This window comes from Mesorhizobium australicum (assembly GCF_900177325.1).
GTDB lineage: Bacteria > Pseudomonadota > Alphaproteobacteria > Rhizobiales > Rhizobiaceae > Mesorhizobium_A > Mesorhizobium_A australicum_A.
In genome coordinates this window covers 1,495,737-1,511,565 of record NZ_FXBL01000004.1, presented here as the reverse complement: position 1 = coordinate 1,511,565, position 15,829 = coordinate 1,495,737, and the positions used below count along the sequence as shown (strand labels likewise).

At 65.9% G+C, this 15,829-nt stretch carries 13 protein-coding genes; 1 reads left to right on the top strand and 12 read right to left on the bottom strand.

All coding sequences use genetic code 11. The annotated features are described in order from the left end of the window. Nucleotide 1: 1 nt before the first annotated feature. Nucleotides 2-1,165 carry an Mrp/NBP35 family ATP-binding protein gene (locus tag B9Z03_RS09730; RefSeq protein WP_085464029.1) on the bottom strand — a complete coding sequence of 388 codons (1,164 nt, stop codon included), beginning with the start codon at nucleotides 1,163-1,165 and terminating at the stop codon, nucleotides 2-4. 509 nt (nucleotides 1,166-1,674) lie between these two features. On the opposite strand from B9Z03_RS09730, the gene B9Z03_RS09725 reads away from it, so the two are divergent. After that, nucleotides 1,675-2,133 carry a hypothetical protein gene (locus B9Z03_RS09725; protein ID WP_139832214.1) on the top strand — a complete coding sequence of 153 codons (459 nt, stop codon included), beginning with the start codon at nucleotides 1,675-1,677 and terminating at the stop codon, nucleotides 2,131-2,133. A gap of 86 nt (nucleotides 2,134-2,219) precedes the next feature. Here B9Z03_RS09725 and B9Z03_RS09720 read toward each other — a convergent pair whose 3' ends face one another. The 11 genes from B9Z03_RS09720 to B9Z03_RS09665 form a co-directional block, all read right to left on the bottom strand. After that, nucleotides 2,220-3,155 (bottom strand): transposase, encoded by a 936-nt coding sequence (locus B9Z03_RS09720; RefSeq protein ID WP_085463671.1) that lies wholly within the window; start codon nucleotides 3,153-3,155, stop codon nucleotides 2,220-2,222. A gap of 606 nt (nucleotides 3,156-3,761) precedes the next feature. Next, nucleotides 3,762-5,045: an amidohydrolase family protein gene (locus B9Z03_RS09715; protein ID WP_085464027.1), complete on the bottom strand. Its 1,284-nt coding sequence runs from the start codon at nucleotides 5,043-5,045 to the stop codon at nucleotides 3,762-3,764. Further along, nucleotides 5,042-5,986 carry an ABC transporter permease gene (locus tag B9Z03_RS09710; protein WP_085467577.1) on the bottom strand — a complete coding sequence of 315 codons (945 nt, stop codon included), beginning with the start codon at nucleotides 5,984-5,986 and terminating at the stop codon, nucleotides 5,042-5,044. The genes B9Z03_RS09715 and B9Z03_RS09710 overlap by 4 nt, the downstream gene beginning before the upstream one ends. Before the next feature lie 181 nt (nucleotides 5,987-6,167). After that, nucleotides 6,168-7,217 (bottom strand): ABC transporter permease, encoded by a 1,050-nt coding sequence (locus tag B9Z03_RS09705; RefSeq protein ID WP_085464026.1) that lies wholly within the window; start codon nucleotides 7,215-7,217, stop codon nucleotides 6,168-6,170. Between the two features lie 231 nt (nucleotides 7,218-7,448). Beyond that, complete coding sequence (locus B9Z03_RS09695) at nucleotides 7,449-8,954, bottom strand: ABC transporter ATP-binding protein (protein WP_085464024.1); 1,506 nt, start codon at nucleotides 8,952-8,954, stop codon at nucleotides 7,449-7,451. Nucleotides 8,955-9,102: 148 nt separating this feature from the next. Then, on the bottom strand, nucleotides 9,103-10,128 hold the full coding sequence (locus B9Z03_RS09690) for a BMP family protein (RefSeq protein ID WP_085464023.1): 1,026 nt from the start codon (nucleotides 10,126-10,128) through the stop codon (nucleotides 9,103-9,105). 168 nt (nucleotides 10,129-10,296) lie between these two features. Continuing rightward, nucleotides 10,297-11,724 carry an amidase gene (locus B9Z03_RS09685; protein ID WP_085464022.1) on the bottom strand — a complete coding sequence of 476 codons (1,428 nt, stop codon included), beginning with the start codon at nucleotides 11,722-11,724 and terminating at the stop codon, nucleotides 10,297-10,299. After that, nucleotides 11,721-12,917 carry a serine hydrolase domain-containing protein gene (locus B9Z03_RS09680; protein ID WP_085464021.1) on the bottom strand — a complete coding sequence of 399 codons (1,197 nt, stop codon included), beginning with the start codon at nucleotides 12,915-12,917 and terminating at the stop codon, nucleotides 11,721-11,723. The genes B9Z03_RS09685 and B9Z03_RS09680 overlap by 4 nt, the downstream gene beginning before the upstream one ends. A 133-nt stretch (nucleotides 12,918-13,050) precedes the next feature. Next, nucleotides 13,051-14,085, bottom strand: a complete 1,035-nt coding sequence (locus B9Z03_RS09675) for an ABC transporter substrate-binding protein (RefSeq protein ID WP_085464020.1) — start codon at nucleotides 14,083-14,085, stop codon at nucleotides 13,051-13,053. A 25-nt stretch (nucleotides 14,086-14,110) separates the two neighbouring features. Next, on the bottom strand, nucleotides 14,111-14,914 hold the full coding sequence (locus tag B9Z03_RS09670) for an ABC transporter permease (RefSeq protein ID WP_085464019.1): 804 nt from the start codon (nucleotides 14,912-14,914) through the stop codon (nucleotides 14,111-14,113). Beyond that, nucleotides 14,907-15,827, bottom strand: a complete 921-nt coding sequence (locus B9Z03_RS09665) for an ABC transporter permease (protein WP_085464018.1) — start codon at nucleotides 15,825-15,827, stop codon at nucleotides 14,907-14,909. Before B9Z03_RS09665 ends, B9Z03_RS09670 begins: the two co-directional genes overlap by 8 nt. Between the last annotated feature and the right edge of the window lie 2 nt (nucleotides 15,828-15,829).

Below are 15,829 nucleotides of genomic sequence, written 5' to 3'. Positions count from 1 at the left end.
GTTACTCAAAGACGATCGCAGGGCCCTTCGCCGCACCAGACGAGGATTCGGCGCGCATGCGCTCCCGCACCCTCGCCGCCACGTCGCGATAGACCGCGGCGATCGGGCCGTTTGGATCGGCCACCACGACCGGCGTGCCCGCGTCCGAGTTCTCGCGGATCGACATCTCGATCGGCACTTCGCCGAGGAACGGCACGCCGAGGCGCTCGGCCTCCGCCTTCGCGCCGCCATGGCCGAAGATGTCGTAGCGCCTGCCGGTGTCGGGGGCGACGAAGTAGCTCATGTTCTCGACGATGCCGAGCAGCGGCACGTCGACCTTCCTGAACATGTTGAGGCCCTTGCGCGCGTCGATCAGCGCCAGGTCCTGCGGCGTCGAGACGATGACGGCGCCCGCGAGCGGCACCTGCTGGGCCATGGTCAGCTGCGCGTCGCCGGTGCCGGGCGGCATGTCGACCACCAGCACGTCGAGTGCCCCCCACTCGACCTCGCGCAGCATCTGCGTCAGCGCCGACATCACCATCGGCCCGCGCCAGATCATCGGCGACTCCTCCTCGACGAGGAAGCCCATCGACATGACCTTGAGGCCGTATTTCTCCATCGGCTTCAGGATCTTGCCGTCGACCGTGGTCGGCTTGCCCTTGATGCCCAGCAGCTTCGGCATCGACGGGCCGTAGATGTCGGCGTCGAGCACCCCGACCTTCAGCCCGAGCGCTGCGAGGCCGAGCGCGAGGTTGACGGCGGTGGTGGACTTGCCGACGCCGCCCTTGCCGGAGGCAACCGCGATGATCGCCTCGACGCCCGGTACGCCGCGCTTGCCGGACTGCGTCGACGGCGGGGCGAGCGGAGGTGCGGGCCGCGCGGCAGGCGCCGGGCGCGGCGGGACGGGACGCGGGGGTGCGGCTTCCATGCCGCCACCCTTCTTCTCCGCCGTCAGCGCCACGATGGCGCCGGCCACGCCCGGCAGCGCCTTCACCGCGCGCTCGGCGGCCGCGCGCAGCGGCTCCAGTTCCTTGGCGCGGGCGGCGGGCACGGTGATCGAGAAGAACACCTTGGAATCGGCGATGAAGATGTCCGACACCAGCCCCAGCGAGACGATGTCGCCCTCGAAGTCCGGCCCCTTGATGGTGGCCAGCTTCTCGAGGACTGTTTCCTTGGAAATGGACATGTCGGGACTCGCGATGTGATGTCTTGGCGCTGACATAATGCAGATGGAGGTGGGAACCAAGCAGAAGGCACTGCCGGCACGCCCAACTTTCGCGCAAAAGCGCCCGGCCGACATGCGCGCCCTTTCCATGACGCTCGAGCGATCCCCTCCCCGCACCCGCGCGCCTCCCCACACCCGCGCCCCCTCCACCACTACGTGGTCCCCCTCCCCCGCTTCGCAGGGGAGGATCAGGTGCCTCGCCGCCCTCCCGTGGCTACTCTCATCAAAAGGATAAGAAGCGACGGCCGAGCGCGCGGATCCTCCCCCGTAAAACGGGGGAGGGGGACCACGCGTAGCGTGGTGGAGGGGGCGCATGAGGCTGATGTCGTGCGAAGAATGGACCATCATTCTGATGAATCGATTTCCATCCGTTTTCTGCTAACCCCTTGTTCCTGTTGGCCCATCAAATTTTTCCATCCCCACCCCTCCGGGTTTGCCCGAAACTACGTCCGGTCAAACGGGAGCCGGTGATGGGCTGGAGGGCGAAGGCGGGGAGGCAACAGGCGTTAAAGGCGAGGATCGTCATGCGCCTGTTCTCGATCGCCGACATGGCCGAACAGGCCGCCGGCCGCTCGTTCTGGGTCCGCTGGTGCGTGCTGTGGGCCGCCTGGCAGGCCAATACGCTGCTGAGCGCCTATGTCGAAGGCACGCTCCGGAGCTTCGCCCGCAGACCCTGGACGCCCGTCCCGATGCCGGCCGCCTTCGGCAGCCATCCCTTAGATGCGGAGGAGCTTGCCGATTCGCTCAGGGCATTCGGGCTCTACATGCGGGCGGTAGCGGCGCATCTGTGCCGGCTGTCGTTCCTGCATCGTGGCCAGGCGTCGGACGAGGCCGGGAATGAGGGCGGCGCGATCCATGGCCTGGGCGCGCTCATCGAGAGACTTGCAATCGCCGCCGCCGTGCCGGTCGAGTTCTGCGACACGTCCTGAGGTGCGCCTGTCGTGCCCTTATCGCAGCGTCATCGCAGATAAGATCGGCCTTCCTCACACGGGGAGGACAATCGCGCGCGCCGTCATCAACTCTGCTGCATTTGAGCGTCCCTTAGCCTGGCATTGAGGGTCACGATGATCTTTCGCATGACAGCGGCGAGGGCGAGGATTGGCTTTTTTCCGGCGGCCAGCAGGCGTTTGTAGAAGTCCGCGAACTCGCCGCGTCCGCAGGCGGCCTGCATGGCGGGCATGTAGAGTATGGTTCGCACGGCCGGGCGGCCGCCGCGCATGCGTCGGTAGCCGACCTTCTTTCCGCTTTCGTTGGGATGCGGCGCCAGGCCTGCCAGCGCGGCGGCCTGCCTTCGGTCCATGGTGCCGAGTTCCGGCATCGCGGCGAGAAGGGCGGCGGCGGTGACTTGGCCGATGCCCGCCATGGCGGTGACGACGGCGCTCCTGTGCTTCAGCACCCCGCTGCGCATGAGCGTGCGGATTGCCTGCTCGACGCGCGCGATCTGTCGCTTCAGGACGGCCAGCACGGCTCGGAAGGTCGTGGCCAGTTCGGCTGCCCCGGGCGCCTTCGAGCGGTTCTGCTCGGCCACCTTCATAGCCACGAGGTCGTCGCGGCGGCGAACCAGCGCCTTGAGCCTTTCCTGGCGGGGGTCGGCGGCCTGCCACAGGGCGAGGCTCGCCCAGCGCTCCAGGCCATAGGCGGCCAGCTCGCGCGCATCGATGGCGTCGCTCTTGCCGAGCCGGCCACGCGAACGGATGAAGGCCTTGAGCTTGCGCGTGTCGGCGCGGTGTGCCGGCAGGTCGAGGCGCAGGCACTCGTCGAGCAGGACGGTCTCGTGGCCGCCGGTCGGCTCGCACACGGCGAAATCGGCGCGGCAGGCCCGCAGAAACCGGCGGATGGCGGGACGGCGGTTGTCGATGACCTCGACGGTGCGGCCATCGGAGACGGCGATCGTCTCCTTGGCGACGTCGAAGCCCAGGCAGCGGCGGGGAAGGTGGTGCAGAAGGGCCATGCTGATGCTATCCTCATCCAGGCTGGCTTGAGATTGTTTGCGGGCGTGGCGATCAGCGGCCCGATCAACTCTCCAAGCGATGGCGCGAGACGGCAGGAACCTTGATGACGACGGGTGCAAACCCGATTCCGGGACGGTTGCCTGCCGCCGGAACTGCGGGCTGTCGAAGAGCCCGCAGTTCCACCCGTATTCTAGCCCGATTCAGACAAACAATTCCGGGGCCGCGCAGCGGAACCCGGAACCCAGAGCGCCGGGCAAGCAGGCAGTTCACCGACTGTGGCGACCATGTCGGAGCGCAGATCGAGATAATACACCAGCGTTGGCGCGCTGGATTCCGGGTTCCGCTGCGCGGCCCCGGAATGACGGCGCTGACACCTCGGCGCTCGCGCGCATCGCTTCCGTCGTCCCATATCCTTGACATCGTCCGAGCGACCCTTGCCGCAGGCGGCGGGTCCCGCCCTATGTCCGGCAGGACAGTTAGTGGCAGCGCGAACTTTCGAGAGTTCGCGCCACGCCCCTCATCCGCCCTTCGGGCACCTGTGCCGGGGCGAGCCGCTTGTCTCGCCCGTCCTTCGGACCCCCGTGAACGGGGAGAAGGAGAACCCGTCACTCCGGAGTCCGGTGCCGCCGGTTCACGCTTTCGGGCCGTCCCGGCAGGTTCAGCGTCGTGTCGCGCCGCGGCCGTTCCGCCACCACCTTCCCGCGCGCCACGACCGCCAGCCGCTCCGCCCGCAGGCGCACGGCTTCGGTCTTGTTGCCGGCATCGAGCACGACGAGCGAGGCGCGCTTGCCCACCGCGAGGCCATAGTGGTCGAGATGCATGATGGCGGCACTTTCGCTGGTGACCATGTCGAAGCACTTCGCCATCTCGGCCGGATGCGACATCTGGGCGACATGCAGGCCCATGAAGGCGACATCGAGCATGTCTGCGGTGCCCAGCGAATACCACGGATCGAGGCAGCAATCCTGGCCGAAGCCGACGCGGATGCCCATCGCCAGCATTTCCTTGACGCGGGTCATGCCGCGGCGCTTGGGAAACGTGTCGTGGCGGCCCTGGAGCATGATGTTGATCAGCGGGTTGGGGATCGCCGAGACCTCCGCCTCCGCCATCAACGGCAGCAGTTTGGAGACATAATAATTGTCCATCGAGTGCATCGAGGTGAGGTGCGAGCCGTTGACGCGACCCCGCAGCCCGAGGCGCTGGGTCTCGTAGGCGAGCTGCTCGATGTGGCGCGACAGCGGGTCGTCGGTCTCGTCGCAATGCATGTCGACCAAAAGACCGCGCTCGGCCGCGATTTCGCAGAGATCGGTGACCGAGCGGGTGCCGTCGGCCATGGTGCGCTCGAAATGCGGGATGCCGCCAACGACGTCCACACCCATGTCGAGCGCCCGGATTGTGTTTTCGCGTGCCGTCGGGTCGCGATAGAGCCCGTCCTGCGGGAAGGCGACGAGTTGGAGGTCGATGTACGGCGCGATCTCCTTCTTCACCTCCAGCAGCGCCTCGACCGCCAGCAGCCGGTCGTCGCAGGTGTCGACATGGCTGCGGATGGCGAGCAGGCCCATCGACACCGCCCAGTCGCAATAGGCGAGCGCCCTCTCCTTTACCGCCTCGTGCGTGAGCAGCGGCTTCAACTCGCCCCACAGCGCGATGCCTTCCAGCAGCGTGCCCGACGCATTGACGCGCGGAATGCCGTAGCTGAGCGTCGCGTCCATATGGAAATGCGGGTCGACGAAGGGCGGCGCGACGAGGCAGTCGGTCGCGTCGACGATGCGGCCTGCTTCGGCCGGCAGGCTCGGCGCAATGGCCGCGATCGTCTCGCCATTGACGCCAACATCGGCGCGCGTGCCGTCGTGCAGGACGCCGCCACGGATGAGGAGGTCGAAGGTCATCTTTCCCCTTTCTGATACGGCACCATCAGCGCCTTCGGGTAGGTGGCGCGGCGGGCGACGAGGATGAGGGCCAGGATGGAGAGAAGATATGGCAGCATCAGGAAGAGCTGGTACGGCACCACCCCGCCGGTGACCTGCTGCAGACGCACCTGGTAGGCGTCGAAGGCGGCGAAGAGGACGGCGCCGAGCAGCGCCTTGCCTGGCCGCCACGAGCCGAAGACGACCAGCGCGATGCACACCCAGCCACGGCCGTTGACCATCTCGAAGAAGAACGAGTTGAAGGCCGACATGGTGAGGAAGGCGCCACCGACGGCTATCAGCGCCGAGCCCACCATGACCGCGCCCATGCGGATGGCGGTGACGGATATGCCCTGCGCCTCCACGGCCGACGGATTTTCCCCGGCGGCCCGGACAGCAAGCCCCAGCGGCGTGCGGTAGAGCGCCCAGGCGACGATCGCGACCGTAACGAAGGCCAGATAGGTGAGCGGGGTCTGCGCGAACAGCGCCGGGCCGACCAGCGGGATGTCGGAGAGGAACGGAATCGGCAGCGGCTGGAACGGCTCGATCTTCGGCGGCGAGGTGACCTCCGGCAGCGCCAGACGGTAGGTGAAATAGGTGAGCGAGGTGGCAAGCAGCGTGACGCCGATGCCGACCACGTGCTGCGAGAGGCCGAGCGGGACGGTCAGCGTCGAATGCAGCAGGCCGAAGGCCGCACCCGTCAGCGCAGCGACCACCACGCCGGCCCACAGGTCGCCGCCGGAATAGACGGTGAACCAGCCGGCAAACGCGCCGGCAACCATGATGCCCTCGATACCGAGGCTCAGCACCCCTGCCCGCTCGCAGATCAGCTCGCCCATCGTGGCGAAGATCAGCGGCGAGGCGATGCGGATCGCGGCGACCCAGAACGTGGCCTGGAAAAGGATGTCGAAGGCTTCGGTCATCGGGTGGCCTCGGCGATGGACGTTGTCGCCAAGCTGGAACACCCCTCATCCGTCGCCTTCGGCGACACCTTCTCCCACAAGGGGAGAAGGACGGGCGCTTGTCCTTCTCCCCTTGTGGGAGAAGGTGGCCGAGCGAAGCTCGGTCGGATGAGGGGTGTTCCAGAAAGCACCGCCATCCCGCTCACCTCCACCTCACCCGATATCTGGTCAGCATGATCGCCGTGACCATGGTCAACAGCGCCGTCGCGACCATGACGTTGGCAATGTAGGAGGGCACGCCCGCCGTGCGGCTCATGGCGTCGGCGCCGACGAAGATGCCGGCGACGAAGATGGCGGCGACAATGACGCCGAGCGGGTTGAGCATGGCGAGCATGGCCACCACGATGCCGGAGTAGCCGAAGCCCGGCGACAGATCGAGCGTCAGGTTGCCCTTCAGCCCCGCCACCTCGGAGAAGCCGCCAAGCGCCGCGAGCCCGCCCGAGATCAGCGCCGTCTTGATGAGGATGAGATTGACCGGCATGCCGGCGAAGCGGGCCGCCTCCGGATTATGGCCGACGGCGCGCATCTCGTAGCCGAGCGTGGTCTTCTTCATCACAAACCAGACGGAGACGGCGCAGACCAGCGCGAGGACGAAGCCGTAGTGGAGGCGCCGGCCGGTGATGATGCGCGGCAGGCGGGCGTCGGCGATCAGCTTCTGCGACTGCGGCCAGCCGAGGCCCATCGGGTCCTTCAATACGCCCTCGAGCAGCATCGACACGAACAGCAGCATCACGAAGTTGAGCAGCAGCGTGGTCACGACCTCGTCGACGCCGAAGCGGACCTTCAGCACGGCGGGGCCGAGGAGGAGCATGGCGCCGGCGAGCGCGGCGAAGATCGCGATCAGCGGCAGGAGGATGAAGGCCGGCAGCGGCAGGGCGCCGGTGCCGAGCACCACTGTGACGATCGCCCCGGCATAGAGCTGCGCCTCGGCACCGATGTTCCACAGCTTGGCGCGGAAGGCCACCGCGACGGCCAGCCCGGTGAAGACCAGCGGCGTCGCCCGCGTCAGCGTCTCCATCAGCGCGAACTGCGAACCAGCGGCGCCCTTCAGCACCAGGCCGAACACCGAGAGCGGGTTGGCGCCGGCCGCGAGCACGAGCAGCGAGGCGATGAGGACAGTGACCGCGATCGCGCCGACGGGGTAGAGGAGCGTGGTCGCGAGCGACGGGGCGGGCTTGGGTTCAAGGCGCATGGGGGTGCACCTCGACCAAGGAGCCATGTGGTGGCGGGACAGCGCCCCCCTCTGGCCTGCCGGCCATCTCCCCCTCACGGGGGGAGATTGGCGGTCTCACTGTTCGCGCCAAACCTGAAACGTCGGCGATAGGCGATGGACGCGGCGACAGCCGATCTCCCCCCTCGTGGGGGAGATGGCCGGCAGGCCAGAGGGGGGCGCGAAGGAACGCGGCGATTGCGGAGACAAACATCACGTCGCCGCCTCCCCGTGTCCCGCCATCAGCTCGCCCAGTTCCCGCACCGTCCTTTCCCCGCGCGCGGACGCACTCGACAGCCGTCCGCCGGACATCACCACGATCCGGTCCGACAGCGTCAGGATCTCGTCGAGATCCTCCGAGATCAGCAGCACCGCGGCTCCCCTCGCCCGTGCTTCGAGCAGCCGGCCGTGGACATAGGCAATGGCACCGACGTCGAGGCCGCGCGTTGGCTGGTTGGCGAGGATGATGGCGGGCTCAGGGTCCAACGCACGGCCAAGGATAAGCTTCTGCATGTTGCCGCCGGAGAGCAACCGGATGCGGGCGTCGGGGCCGGGGCATTTGACGTCGTAGTCGCGGATGAGTTCTTCCGCGAAGGCCCGCGCGGCCTTCCAGTCCATCAGGCCGCGTTTCGAGAAGCGGGCGGTCCGGTAGCGCTCGGAGATGACGTTCTCCATCACGCTCATGTCGGCGATGGCGCCCACCGCATGGCGGTCTTCCGGGATGCGGGCGACGCCGCTTGCCAGCGCGCGGGATGGCGACCAGTCGGCGACGACATCGCCGGCGATCGAATAGTCGCCGGAGATGGCGCGAACGGTGCCAGACAGCAGGCCCGCGAGTGCGGCCTGCCCGTTGCCGGAGACACCGGCGACGCCGGTGATCTCGCCGCCATAAAGGTCGAGGTCGACGGCGCGCAACGGGTTACGGCCGCCCTCGGTGGAAACGGCTCGCAGCGACAAGAGCACCGCGCCGCGCACGGGCGCCGGCACCGGCGGCTGGACGAGGTCCTGGCCGACCATCAGCGCCGCTAGTTCCTTGCGGTCCGTGTCGGCGGTGCGGCGCTCGCCGGCGACCTTGCCGGCGCGCAGCACAACGACGCGGTCGGAGATCGCCATCACCTCATGCAGCTTGTGCGAGATGAAGATGATCGACAGGCCCTCGGCGACAAGCTTCCTCAGCGTCGCGAAGAGCGCGTCGGTCTCCAGCGGGGTGAGCACGGCTGTCGGCTCGTCGAGGATGAGAATGCGGGCGTCGCGGTAAAGGGCCTTCAGGATCTCGACGCGCTGGCGCTCGCCGACGGTAAGGGCCGAGACCATGCGGTCGGGGTCGACCTCCAGGCCGAAATCCGCGGAGAGCTTCCTGATCTTCTCGCGCGCAGCCTGGCGGGAGAAGCGAGGGGAAAACAGCGGCTCGGTGCCGAGCGCGATATTTTCGAGCACCGTCATGTTGTCGGCAAGGGTAAAGTGCTGGTGAACCATGCCCACGCCGGCATCGAGTGCTGCGCGCGGATCGCCGGGCGGCAGCGGCTTGCCGAACGCCTCGACCGTGCCCTCGTCGGCGACGTAGTGGCCGAAGAGGATGTTCATCAGCGTCGTCTTGCCCGCGCCGTTCTCGCCCAGCAGCGCCACCACCTCGCCGCGCGCGAGGTCGAGCGAGATCGCGTCATTGGCGACGAGCGGCCCGAAGCGCTTGGTGATGGAAGAGAGGTGGAGGACGGTCATGGGAAATCCCTCTTCTCCCCTTTCACGGGGAGAAGATGCCGGCAGGCAGATGAGGGGCGGCGCAAACTGTTCATACCGTGGCACTGCCCCTCATCCGGCCCTTCGGGCCACCTTCTCCCCGTGAACGGGGAGAAGGACAGGAAGCCGATCAGCTCGACTTCGGCTCCTCGTCGTTGATCGCGACGGTGAAGGAGCCGTCCTTGATCGCCTTTTCCTTCTCGGCAACCTTGGCCATGACCTCTGCCGCCACCTTGCCCTCGAAGGTGCCGAGGGGCGCGATGGAGCAGCCGCCTTCCTTCATGAAGGAATACATGCCGTAGTCGGCCGCCTTGAACGTGCCGGCCTTGACCTCGGCGATCGCCTTGTCGAGCGTCGGCTCGAAGTGCCAGAGCGCGGAGGCGACCACGGTGTCGGGATAGTCCTTCTGTGTGTCGATGACGTTGCCGATCGCCAGCACGCCCTTTTCCTTGGCGGCGTCCGAGACGCCGAAGCGCTCGGCATACATCACGTCGGCGCCGGCATCGATCTGGGCGAAGGCGGTCTCCTTGGCCTTGGGCGGGTCGAACCACGAGCCGATGAAGGCGACCTGGAACTTGGCCTCCGGCGCCGTCTCCTTCACCCCGGCCATGAAGGCATGCATCAGGCGGTTGACCTCGGGGATCGGGAAGCCGCCGACCATGCCGATGTTCTTCGACTTGGTCATGGCCCCGGCGATGATGCCGGTGAGGTAGGAGGCGTCCTGGATGTAGTTGTCGAAGGGCGCGAAGTTCGGCACGGCGTCGTCGGGCTTGAAGGACGAGCCCATCAGGAAGGCGGTGTCGGGATAGTCGGCAGCGACCGTGCGCGCGGCCTCCTCGACGCCGAACACCTCGCCCAGGATCAGCTTGTTGCCGGCCTCGGCATATTCGCGCATCACGCGCTCGTAGTCGGTGTTGGAGACGTTCTCTGTCGCGACATAGTCGATGTCGCCGTGATCCTTGGCCTTCAACGCCGCCTGATGGATGCGCGACACCCACTGCTGCTCGAAGGGCACCGTGTAGACGGCCGCCACCTTGAGCTTCTCCTGCGCGAAGGCGCGGCCGGCAAGGCCGGGCATCGCGGCGAGCGCCGCGCCTGCACCGAGCGCCTGCATGAGGGCGCGACGGGTTACGATAAGACTGCTGGGTTTGTTCATGTCCACCACCTCTGGCTGCCCAAGGGACTAGATTGTCCCGCCTCACGATTTTTTATCGTTTGGACAAATCCTAAGCACGAGTCCGAACCTGCCGCAATCGAGTGCAGCGCCGCTTCACTACATTTGTCAGCGAACGGTGCAGGGCTGCAACGCAGCGATTGGCCGGCGTCAGATCTTCGGCCGGTCCGCGGGCGCTCCATACCATCCGCCCACCGCCTTTTCATAGGCCAACGCGGCACGGATCACGTCCTCGTCGCAATAGGTGCGGCCGACGATCTGGATGCCGGTCGGCACGCGGTTCTTCGCATGCCCCGTCGGCACGGAAATCACCGGGCAACGGGACAACATGTTGAACGGCGTCGTCATCACCCAGCCGAGCGACGGGTTCACCACCTTGCCGTTGATCTTCACCTCGTCCTTCGACTGGTCGTGGTCGGCCGGCACGGCGGCAAGCGCGTTGGTCGGACAGATGAAAACGTCGTAGTCCTCCAGCAGCGGCCCGAGCGTGCTGTACATCTGCGCGGCGGTGTCGAGGGTTGCGACGAACTCCGTCGCCTTCGATGCCTGGCCGTCCTCTGCGAACTTGCGGGTGTAGGTGCACAGCTCGTCCGCATGCTCCTCCAGCAATCTCGCGAGCGAGGCGCCGAAAAGGTGGTTGAGATAGGCCATGCCCATCTCGAGCGCGTTCTTCGGCCAGCCGAGATCGACCTCCTCGACGGTGGCACCGAGCGAGCGGAAGACATCCAGCGCTGCGCGGGTGTTCTTCTGAACTTCCCTGTCGACCTCGAACAGGCCGAGGTCCATCGAGAAAGCGATCTTCCAGTTCTTGATCGGCTTGTATTTCGTCGGCAGGGTGAGCTTCGGACGCAGGCTCGCAATGTCGCGCGGGTCCGGCCCGCACATCACGTTCTGCAGCAGGATCGTGTCCTCCACCGTCCGCGCCATCGGGCCTGTGTGGCAGTAGAAGTCGAGGTTGAAGGGCGGGTCGTCGGGGTTGCGGCCATAGGGCGGCTTGAAGCCGACGACGCCGCAGGCTGACGCAGGAATGCGGATCGAGCCGCCAATATCGGAGCCGGTCGCGATCGGCGTCAGGCCCGCGGCAAGCGCCGCGCCCGAGCCGCCGGACGAGCCGCCCGGCGTGAACTTCGTATTCCACGGATTGCGGGTAACGCCCCAGAGCCTGGACCAAGTGTAGCCGGCGCAGGAGAATTCCGGCGTCGCGGTGCGGGCATGCACGATGCCGCCCGCCGCCATGATGCGCTCGTTGTTCGGCGAGGTCTTCTCGGCGACGAAATCCTTGAGGATCAGCGAGGCGTTCGAGGTCGGCTTGCCGGCGATGTAACTCTCGTCCTTGACCGCCACCGGCAGGCCTTCGAGCGGGCCAGTCTTTTTGCCCTTGGCGTATTTCGCCTCGGCCTTTTTCGCCAGCGTCAGCGCCTCGTCGTAGTGGGTGTAGGTGAAGGCGTTGATCTTGTCCTTAGTCTTCTCGGCCCGGTCGATCACCGCCGTCATCAGTTCGACGGGCGACAGTTTCTTCTTCCTGAACAGCGCGAGCGCCTCGGTGGCGGGCAGGTAGCAGAGTTCGAGATCGGTCATGACAGGGCCTCGGCAATGGCGTGGACGGCGGAGAGCGTCGCCGCGGAAAGTTCCGGACTGGTGAAATCGGGCCAGCTCGACAGCTTCACCGTGACGAGACGGGCGTCGAAGTTGACATGGATGAGCTGGCCGAAGACGCCTCGGCACTGGAGGTTGCGTGTGCGCGGATCCTCGATCCAGAACTGGTTGCGGTAGGACGCCTCGGGCATGTGGGTGCTGAACTGCGGGCCGTGGATGCCGTTGCGCGACGTCTCGATCCACTGTGACGGCACGATGCCTGCGCCCTTGTCCAGCACCATCTGGCCGAAGCGGCCATAGTCGCGCAGCGTGGCGTTGAAGCCGCCGTCGGCGAGCGCATAGCCCGCCGGATCCACAGTGAAGCAGCCGCTCTCTTCGCAGCCGAGCTTCTGCCACAGCTCTTCCGAAACGAGTTCGGCCAGGCGCTTGCCGGTGACGCGCTCCATCGCAAAGGCGAGCACGTCGGTCTCGATGGAACGGTATTCGAAGGCCTCGCCATGCGGTCGGTCGAGCGCCTTCAGGCGCAGGATGAACTCCCACATGTGCGAAGGCCAATGAAAGTCCGCATCGGCGCCCGGCGGGATCGGCTTCCAACCGCTGGCAACATCGGTCTGGCCTATCTCCGAATAGGGATCGGTATATTCCTCGCTGAACCGGACGCCCGTCGTCATATCGAGCACCTGCTGCAGCGTGGCACCCTTCCATGCCGTGTCGGCGAGTTCCGGCAGATAGTCCGTGACCTGCCGCGACGGATCGAGCAGGCCGCGGCCGACGAGGACGCCGGCGACACAGGAGGTGACGGACTTCGCCGTCGACTGCGAGAGGTGCAGCGTGCGCGGCGTCATGCCGTTGAAGTACCGCTCATAGACGACCGCGCCGTCCTTCATTACCAGGAAGCCGTCGGTAAAGGTCTCGTCAAGGAGGTCGGCGAGCGTAGAGGACGCACCCGAGACCGTGCGCACCGCCAGCATGTCGAGGTCTCGCTCCGCCCGCGGCAGCCGCGAGGCGTGACCCGATCCCTTCCAGACCTCGACCGTCGGGAGAATCTCGCGGATGTACTGGAACGACCAACGGTTCCACGGCGGCCGGTCCCAGTCGATGCGCGGCGGCACCATAGAGGGCGGCGAGCCGTGCATGATCGGCGGTCGCGGATCGGAATTGCGGTAGGACGTCATTCAATATCCTGGCCTTCTCCCCGCGCACGGAGAGAAGGCGGTCCGAAGCACCGGATGAGTGACAGCGCGGACCTCGCAAAGCCCGCGCCCATCATCGCTCTCCATGGGTCCGGAGAGGAACGGCCAACCGGTGCTACTTCTGAACTTCGGTCCAGATCTTCGTATAAATCTCTTGCACGTCCGGCGCGCAACGGAGCATGAACTTGCCCTTGTCGGCAAACTCGGCCGGGGTGACGATTTCCGGCGCGGTCGCCATCTCCGGCGGCATGAACTTCTCCGAGCCTTTGATGCCATTGGCATATTTGGCGAAATTGGAGATCAGCGCTGCGTTCTCGGGCGCCATCACGTAGTTCAGGAACAGCTTGGCATTCTCGACGTTCTTGGCGTCCTTGAGGATGGCGGCGTTGTCCATCCACAGCGGATAGCCTTCATTCGGATAGCCGTAGTGGATCGAAGCCTTGGCGTCGCGCATCCGCAGCGAGGCGCCGTTCCAGTTCACCGTGGCGGCATAGTCGCCTTTGGCCATGGCTTCGATGTTGCCGTAGTTCATCGAGATCCACTTGGTCTTGGCCTCGACCAGCTTGTCGCGGACCTTCTTGAGGATCTCCTTGTCACCCGTGCACGGCTCCCCGCCCATGTATCTGATGGCGAGATGCATCACGTCTGCCATCTCCGGCACCACATTGATCTTGCCGGCGAGTTCGGCCGGCGGATCGAGGAAGATGGCGGACGTGTTGATGTCGCCCTTGTAGACCGACGTGTCGACGGACACGCCTGTGGAGCCCCACTGCCACGGAACCGTGTATTTGCGACCCGGATCGAACTCGACATCGACCCAGCGCGGATCGACGTTCTTGAAGTTCTCCATCTGGTTGGGGTTCGATTCGAGCAGCAGGCCTTCCTCGACCCAGATCTGCACATAGGAGGCCGATGGGACGACGATGTCGAACCCGTGGCCGCCCTGGCGGATCTTGCCGAGTGCGGTGTCATTGGAATCGTAGTCGGTGACGGTGACCTTGATCTTGTATTCGTCGGAGAACTTCTTGATCAGCTCGGGTGAGGTGTAGTTGCCCCAGTTGAAGATGTTGAGCTCGCCTTCGGCGCGGGCGAGGCCTGTCGAGGCAAGCAGCGCGGCTCCCAGCGCCGCGATCATGGTTGAACGTTTCATTTCGCTTCCTTTCCCTTCTGGATTGTCAGGTTCGTCGTCGGCTGATGAAGAAGAAGACGGTGACGATCAGGATCGAGATCGCCAGAAACACGGTCGAGATGGCGTTCATCTCCGGCGTCACCACGCGGCGCAACTGGCCGAGCATGTAGGTGGGCAGCGTGTCCTGGCCGCCCGATTTTACGAATTCGGTGATGACGACATCGTCGAGCGAGATGACGAAGGCGAGCATGAGGCCGGCGATGATGCCCGGCCAGAGCAGCGGCAGCGTCACGCGGGTAAAGACCTTCCACGGCGGGGCGTAGAGGTCGGCCGCGGCTGTCTCCAGCGTCAGGTCCATGCTTTCCAGACGCGCCCGGATCGGCAGGTAGGCAAAGGGGATACAGAAGGCGGTGTGCGCGGCGATGAGGTAGCCGAGGCCGGAATAACCGGTGGCGACCTTGATGCGGGCGAAGACGATGAGCAACGCGACGGCGGTGACGATCTCCGGGATCATCAGCGGCTGGTTGATGAAGGCGTATTTGAAGGTGAGGCCGCGATACGGGCGCGTCCGGGTGGTCGCGATTGCCGCCATCGTGGCGGCCACGGTCGCGATAACCGCGGCGACGGAGGCGATCTGAACGGAGCGGATCGAAGCGTCGACAACCTGTTGGTTGTTCCAGGCCTGTCGAAACCATCGCAGCGAGAAACCCTGCCAGATCGCAACCGAGTTGCCTTCGTTGAAGGCGTAGACGACGAGGGTGAAGATCGGAATGTACAGCAGCGCGAAGCAGATCATCGCGATGGTGGCGAAGCCGGGCAGCGCCCTGATGTCGAAGGTCGACCTAGCCATGCCGGCGGTCTCCCTGCGCGGCATAGCGGACGTAGAACAGCAGCGCGACGGTGACGATGACGGTCAAGGTCAGCGCAAGGGCGGCGCCCAGCGGCCAGTTGCGGCCGGCGCCGAACTGCAGCTCGATCAGGTTGCCGAGCATCATCTGCTTGCCGCCACCGAGAACGCGCGGCGTGACATAGGCGCCGAGCGAAGGGATGAAGACCAGGATCGAGCCGGCGATGATACCCGGCTTCACCAGCGGGATGATGATGCGCCGCAGCACCTGCAGCCGCGTCGCGTAGAGATCGTAACCGGCTTCGACGAGGCGGAAGTCCAGCTTCTCCATCGAGGCATAGAGCGGCAGGACCATCAGCGGCAGGTAGACATAGATCATGCCCAGCGCGATCGCCCAGTCGGTGTAGAGGATCTGCACGGGGGCCGAGACGATGCCGGACCAGACGAGAAGGCTGTTGAGCAGGCCCTCGTTGCGGATCACCTCCTGCACCGCGAAGGTGCGGATGAGCAGGTTGGTCCAGAAGGGAATCGTGATCAGGAACAGCCAGAGCGCCTGCGTCTTCTCGGACCGTGTGGCGATGAAATAGGCGGTCGGGAAGCCGAAGATCAGCGTCAGGATCGTGGTGAGGAAGGACAGCCATACCGAGCGCAGGAAGATCGACAGATGCGCGTCGGCTATGCCCAGCGTGTCGTCGAAGATGTCCCGCTGCAGGAAAACGCCGACCCATGCGTCGGTGGAAAACTGCCACCTGACGTCGCCATAGGGGCCGGGCGTCAGGAAGGAATAGATCAGCACCACGAAAAGCGGACCGATGCCGGCCAGGAAGATGATCACGAGCGCCGGGGCGGAGAGCAGCCAGCGCTTGCGGACATCGTCCTTTTCGGCCTTGGCTGCGATCTCCGCGGCTGTCGTCATCG

Coding starts and splice junctions, on each gene's coding strand:
- B9Z03_RS09730 (WP_085464029.1), bottom strand. CDS start 1,165: ATGTCCATTTCCAAGGAAACAGTCCTCGAGAAGCTGGCCACCATCAAG.
- B9Z03_RS09725 (WP_139832214.1), top strand. CDS start 1,675: ATGGGCTGGAGGGCGAAGGCGGGGAGGCAACAGGCGTTAAAGGCGAGG.
- B9Z03_RS09720 (WP_085463671.1), bottom strand. CDS start 3,155: ATGGCCCTTCTGCACCACCTTCCCCGCCGCTGCCTGGGCTTCGACGTC.
- B9Z03_RS09715 (WP_085464027.1), bottom strand. CDS start 5,045: ATGACCTTCGACCTCCTCATCCGTGGCGGCGTCCTGCACGACGGCACG.
- B9Z03_RS09710 (WP_085467577.1), bottom strand. CDS start 5,986: ATGACCGAAGCCTTCGACATCCTTTTCCAGGCCACGTTCTGGGTCGCC.
- B9Z03_RS09705 (WP_085464026.1), bottom strand. CDS start 7,217: ATGCGCCTTGAACCCAAGCCCGCCCCGTCGCTCGCGACCACGCTCCTC.
- B9Z03_RS09695 (WP_085464024.1), bottom strand. CDS start 8,954: ATGACCGTCCTCCACCTCTCTTCCATCACCAAGCGCTTCGGGCCGCTC.
- B9Z03_RS09690 (WP_085464023.1), bottom strand. CDS start 10,128: ATGAACAAACCCAGCAGTCTTATCGTAACCCGTCGCGCCCTCATGCAG.
- B9Z03_RS09685 (WP_085464022.1), bottom strand. CDS start 11,724: ATGACCGATCTCGAACTCTGCTACCTGCCCGCCACCGAGGCGCTCGCG.
- B9Z03_RS09680 (WP_085464021.1), bottom strand. CDS start 12,917: ATGACGTCCTACCGCAATTCCGATCCGCGACCGCCGATCATGCACGGC.
- B9Z03_RS09675 (WP_085464020.1), bottom strand. CDS start 14,085: ATGAAACGTTCAACCATGATCGCGGCGCTGGGAGCCGCGCTGCTTGCC.
- B9Z03_RS09670 (WP_085464019.1), bottom strand. CDS start 14,914: ATGGCTAGGTCGACCTTCGACATCAGGGCGCTGCCCGGCTTCGCCACC.
- B9Z03_RS09665 (WP_085464018.1), bottom strand. CDS start 15,827: ATGACGACAGCCGCGGAGATCGCAGCCAAGGCCGAAAAGGACGATGTC.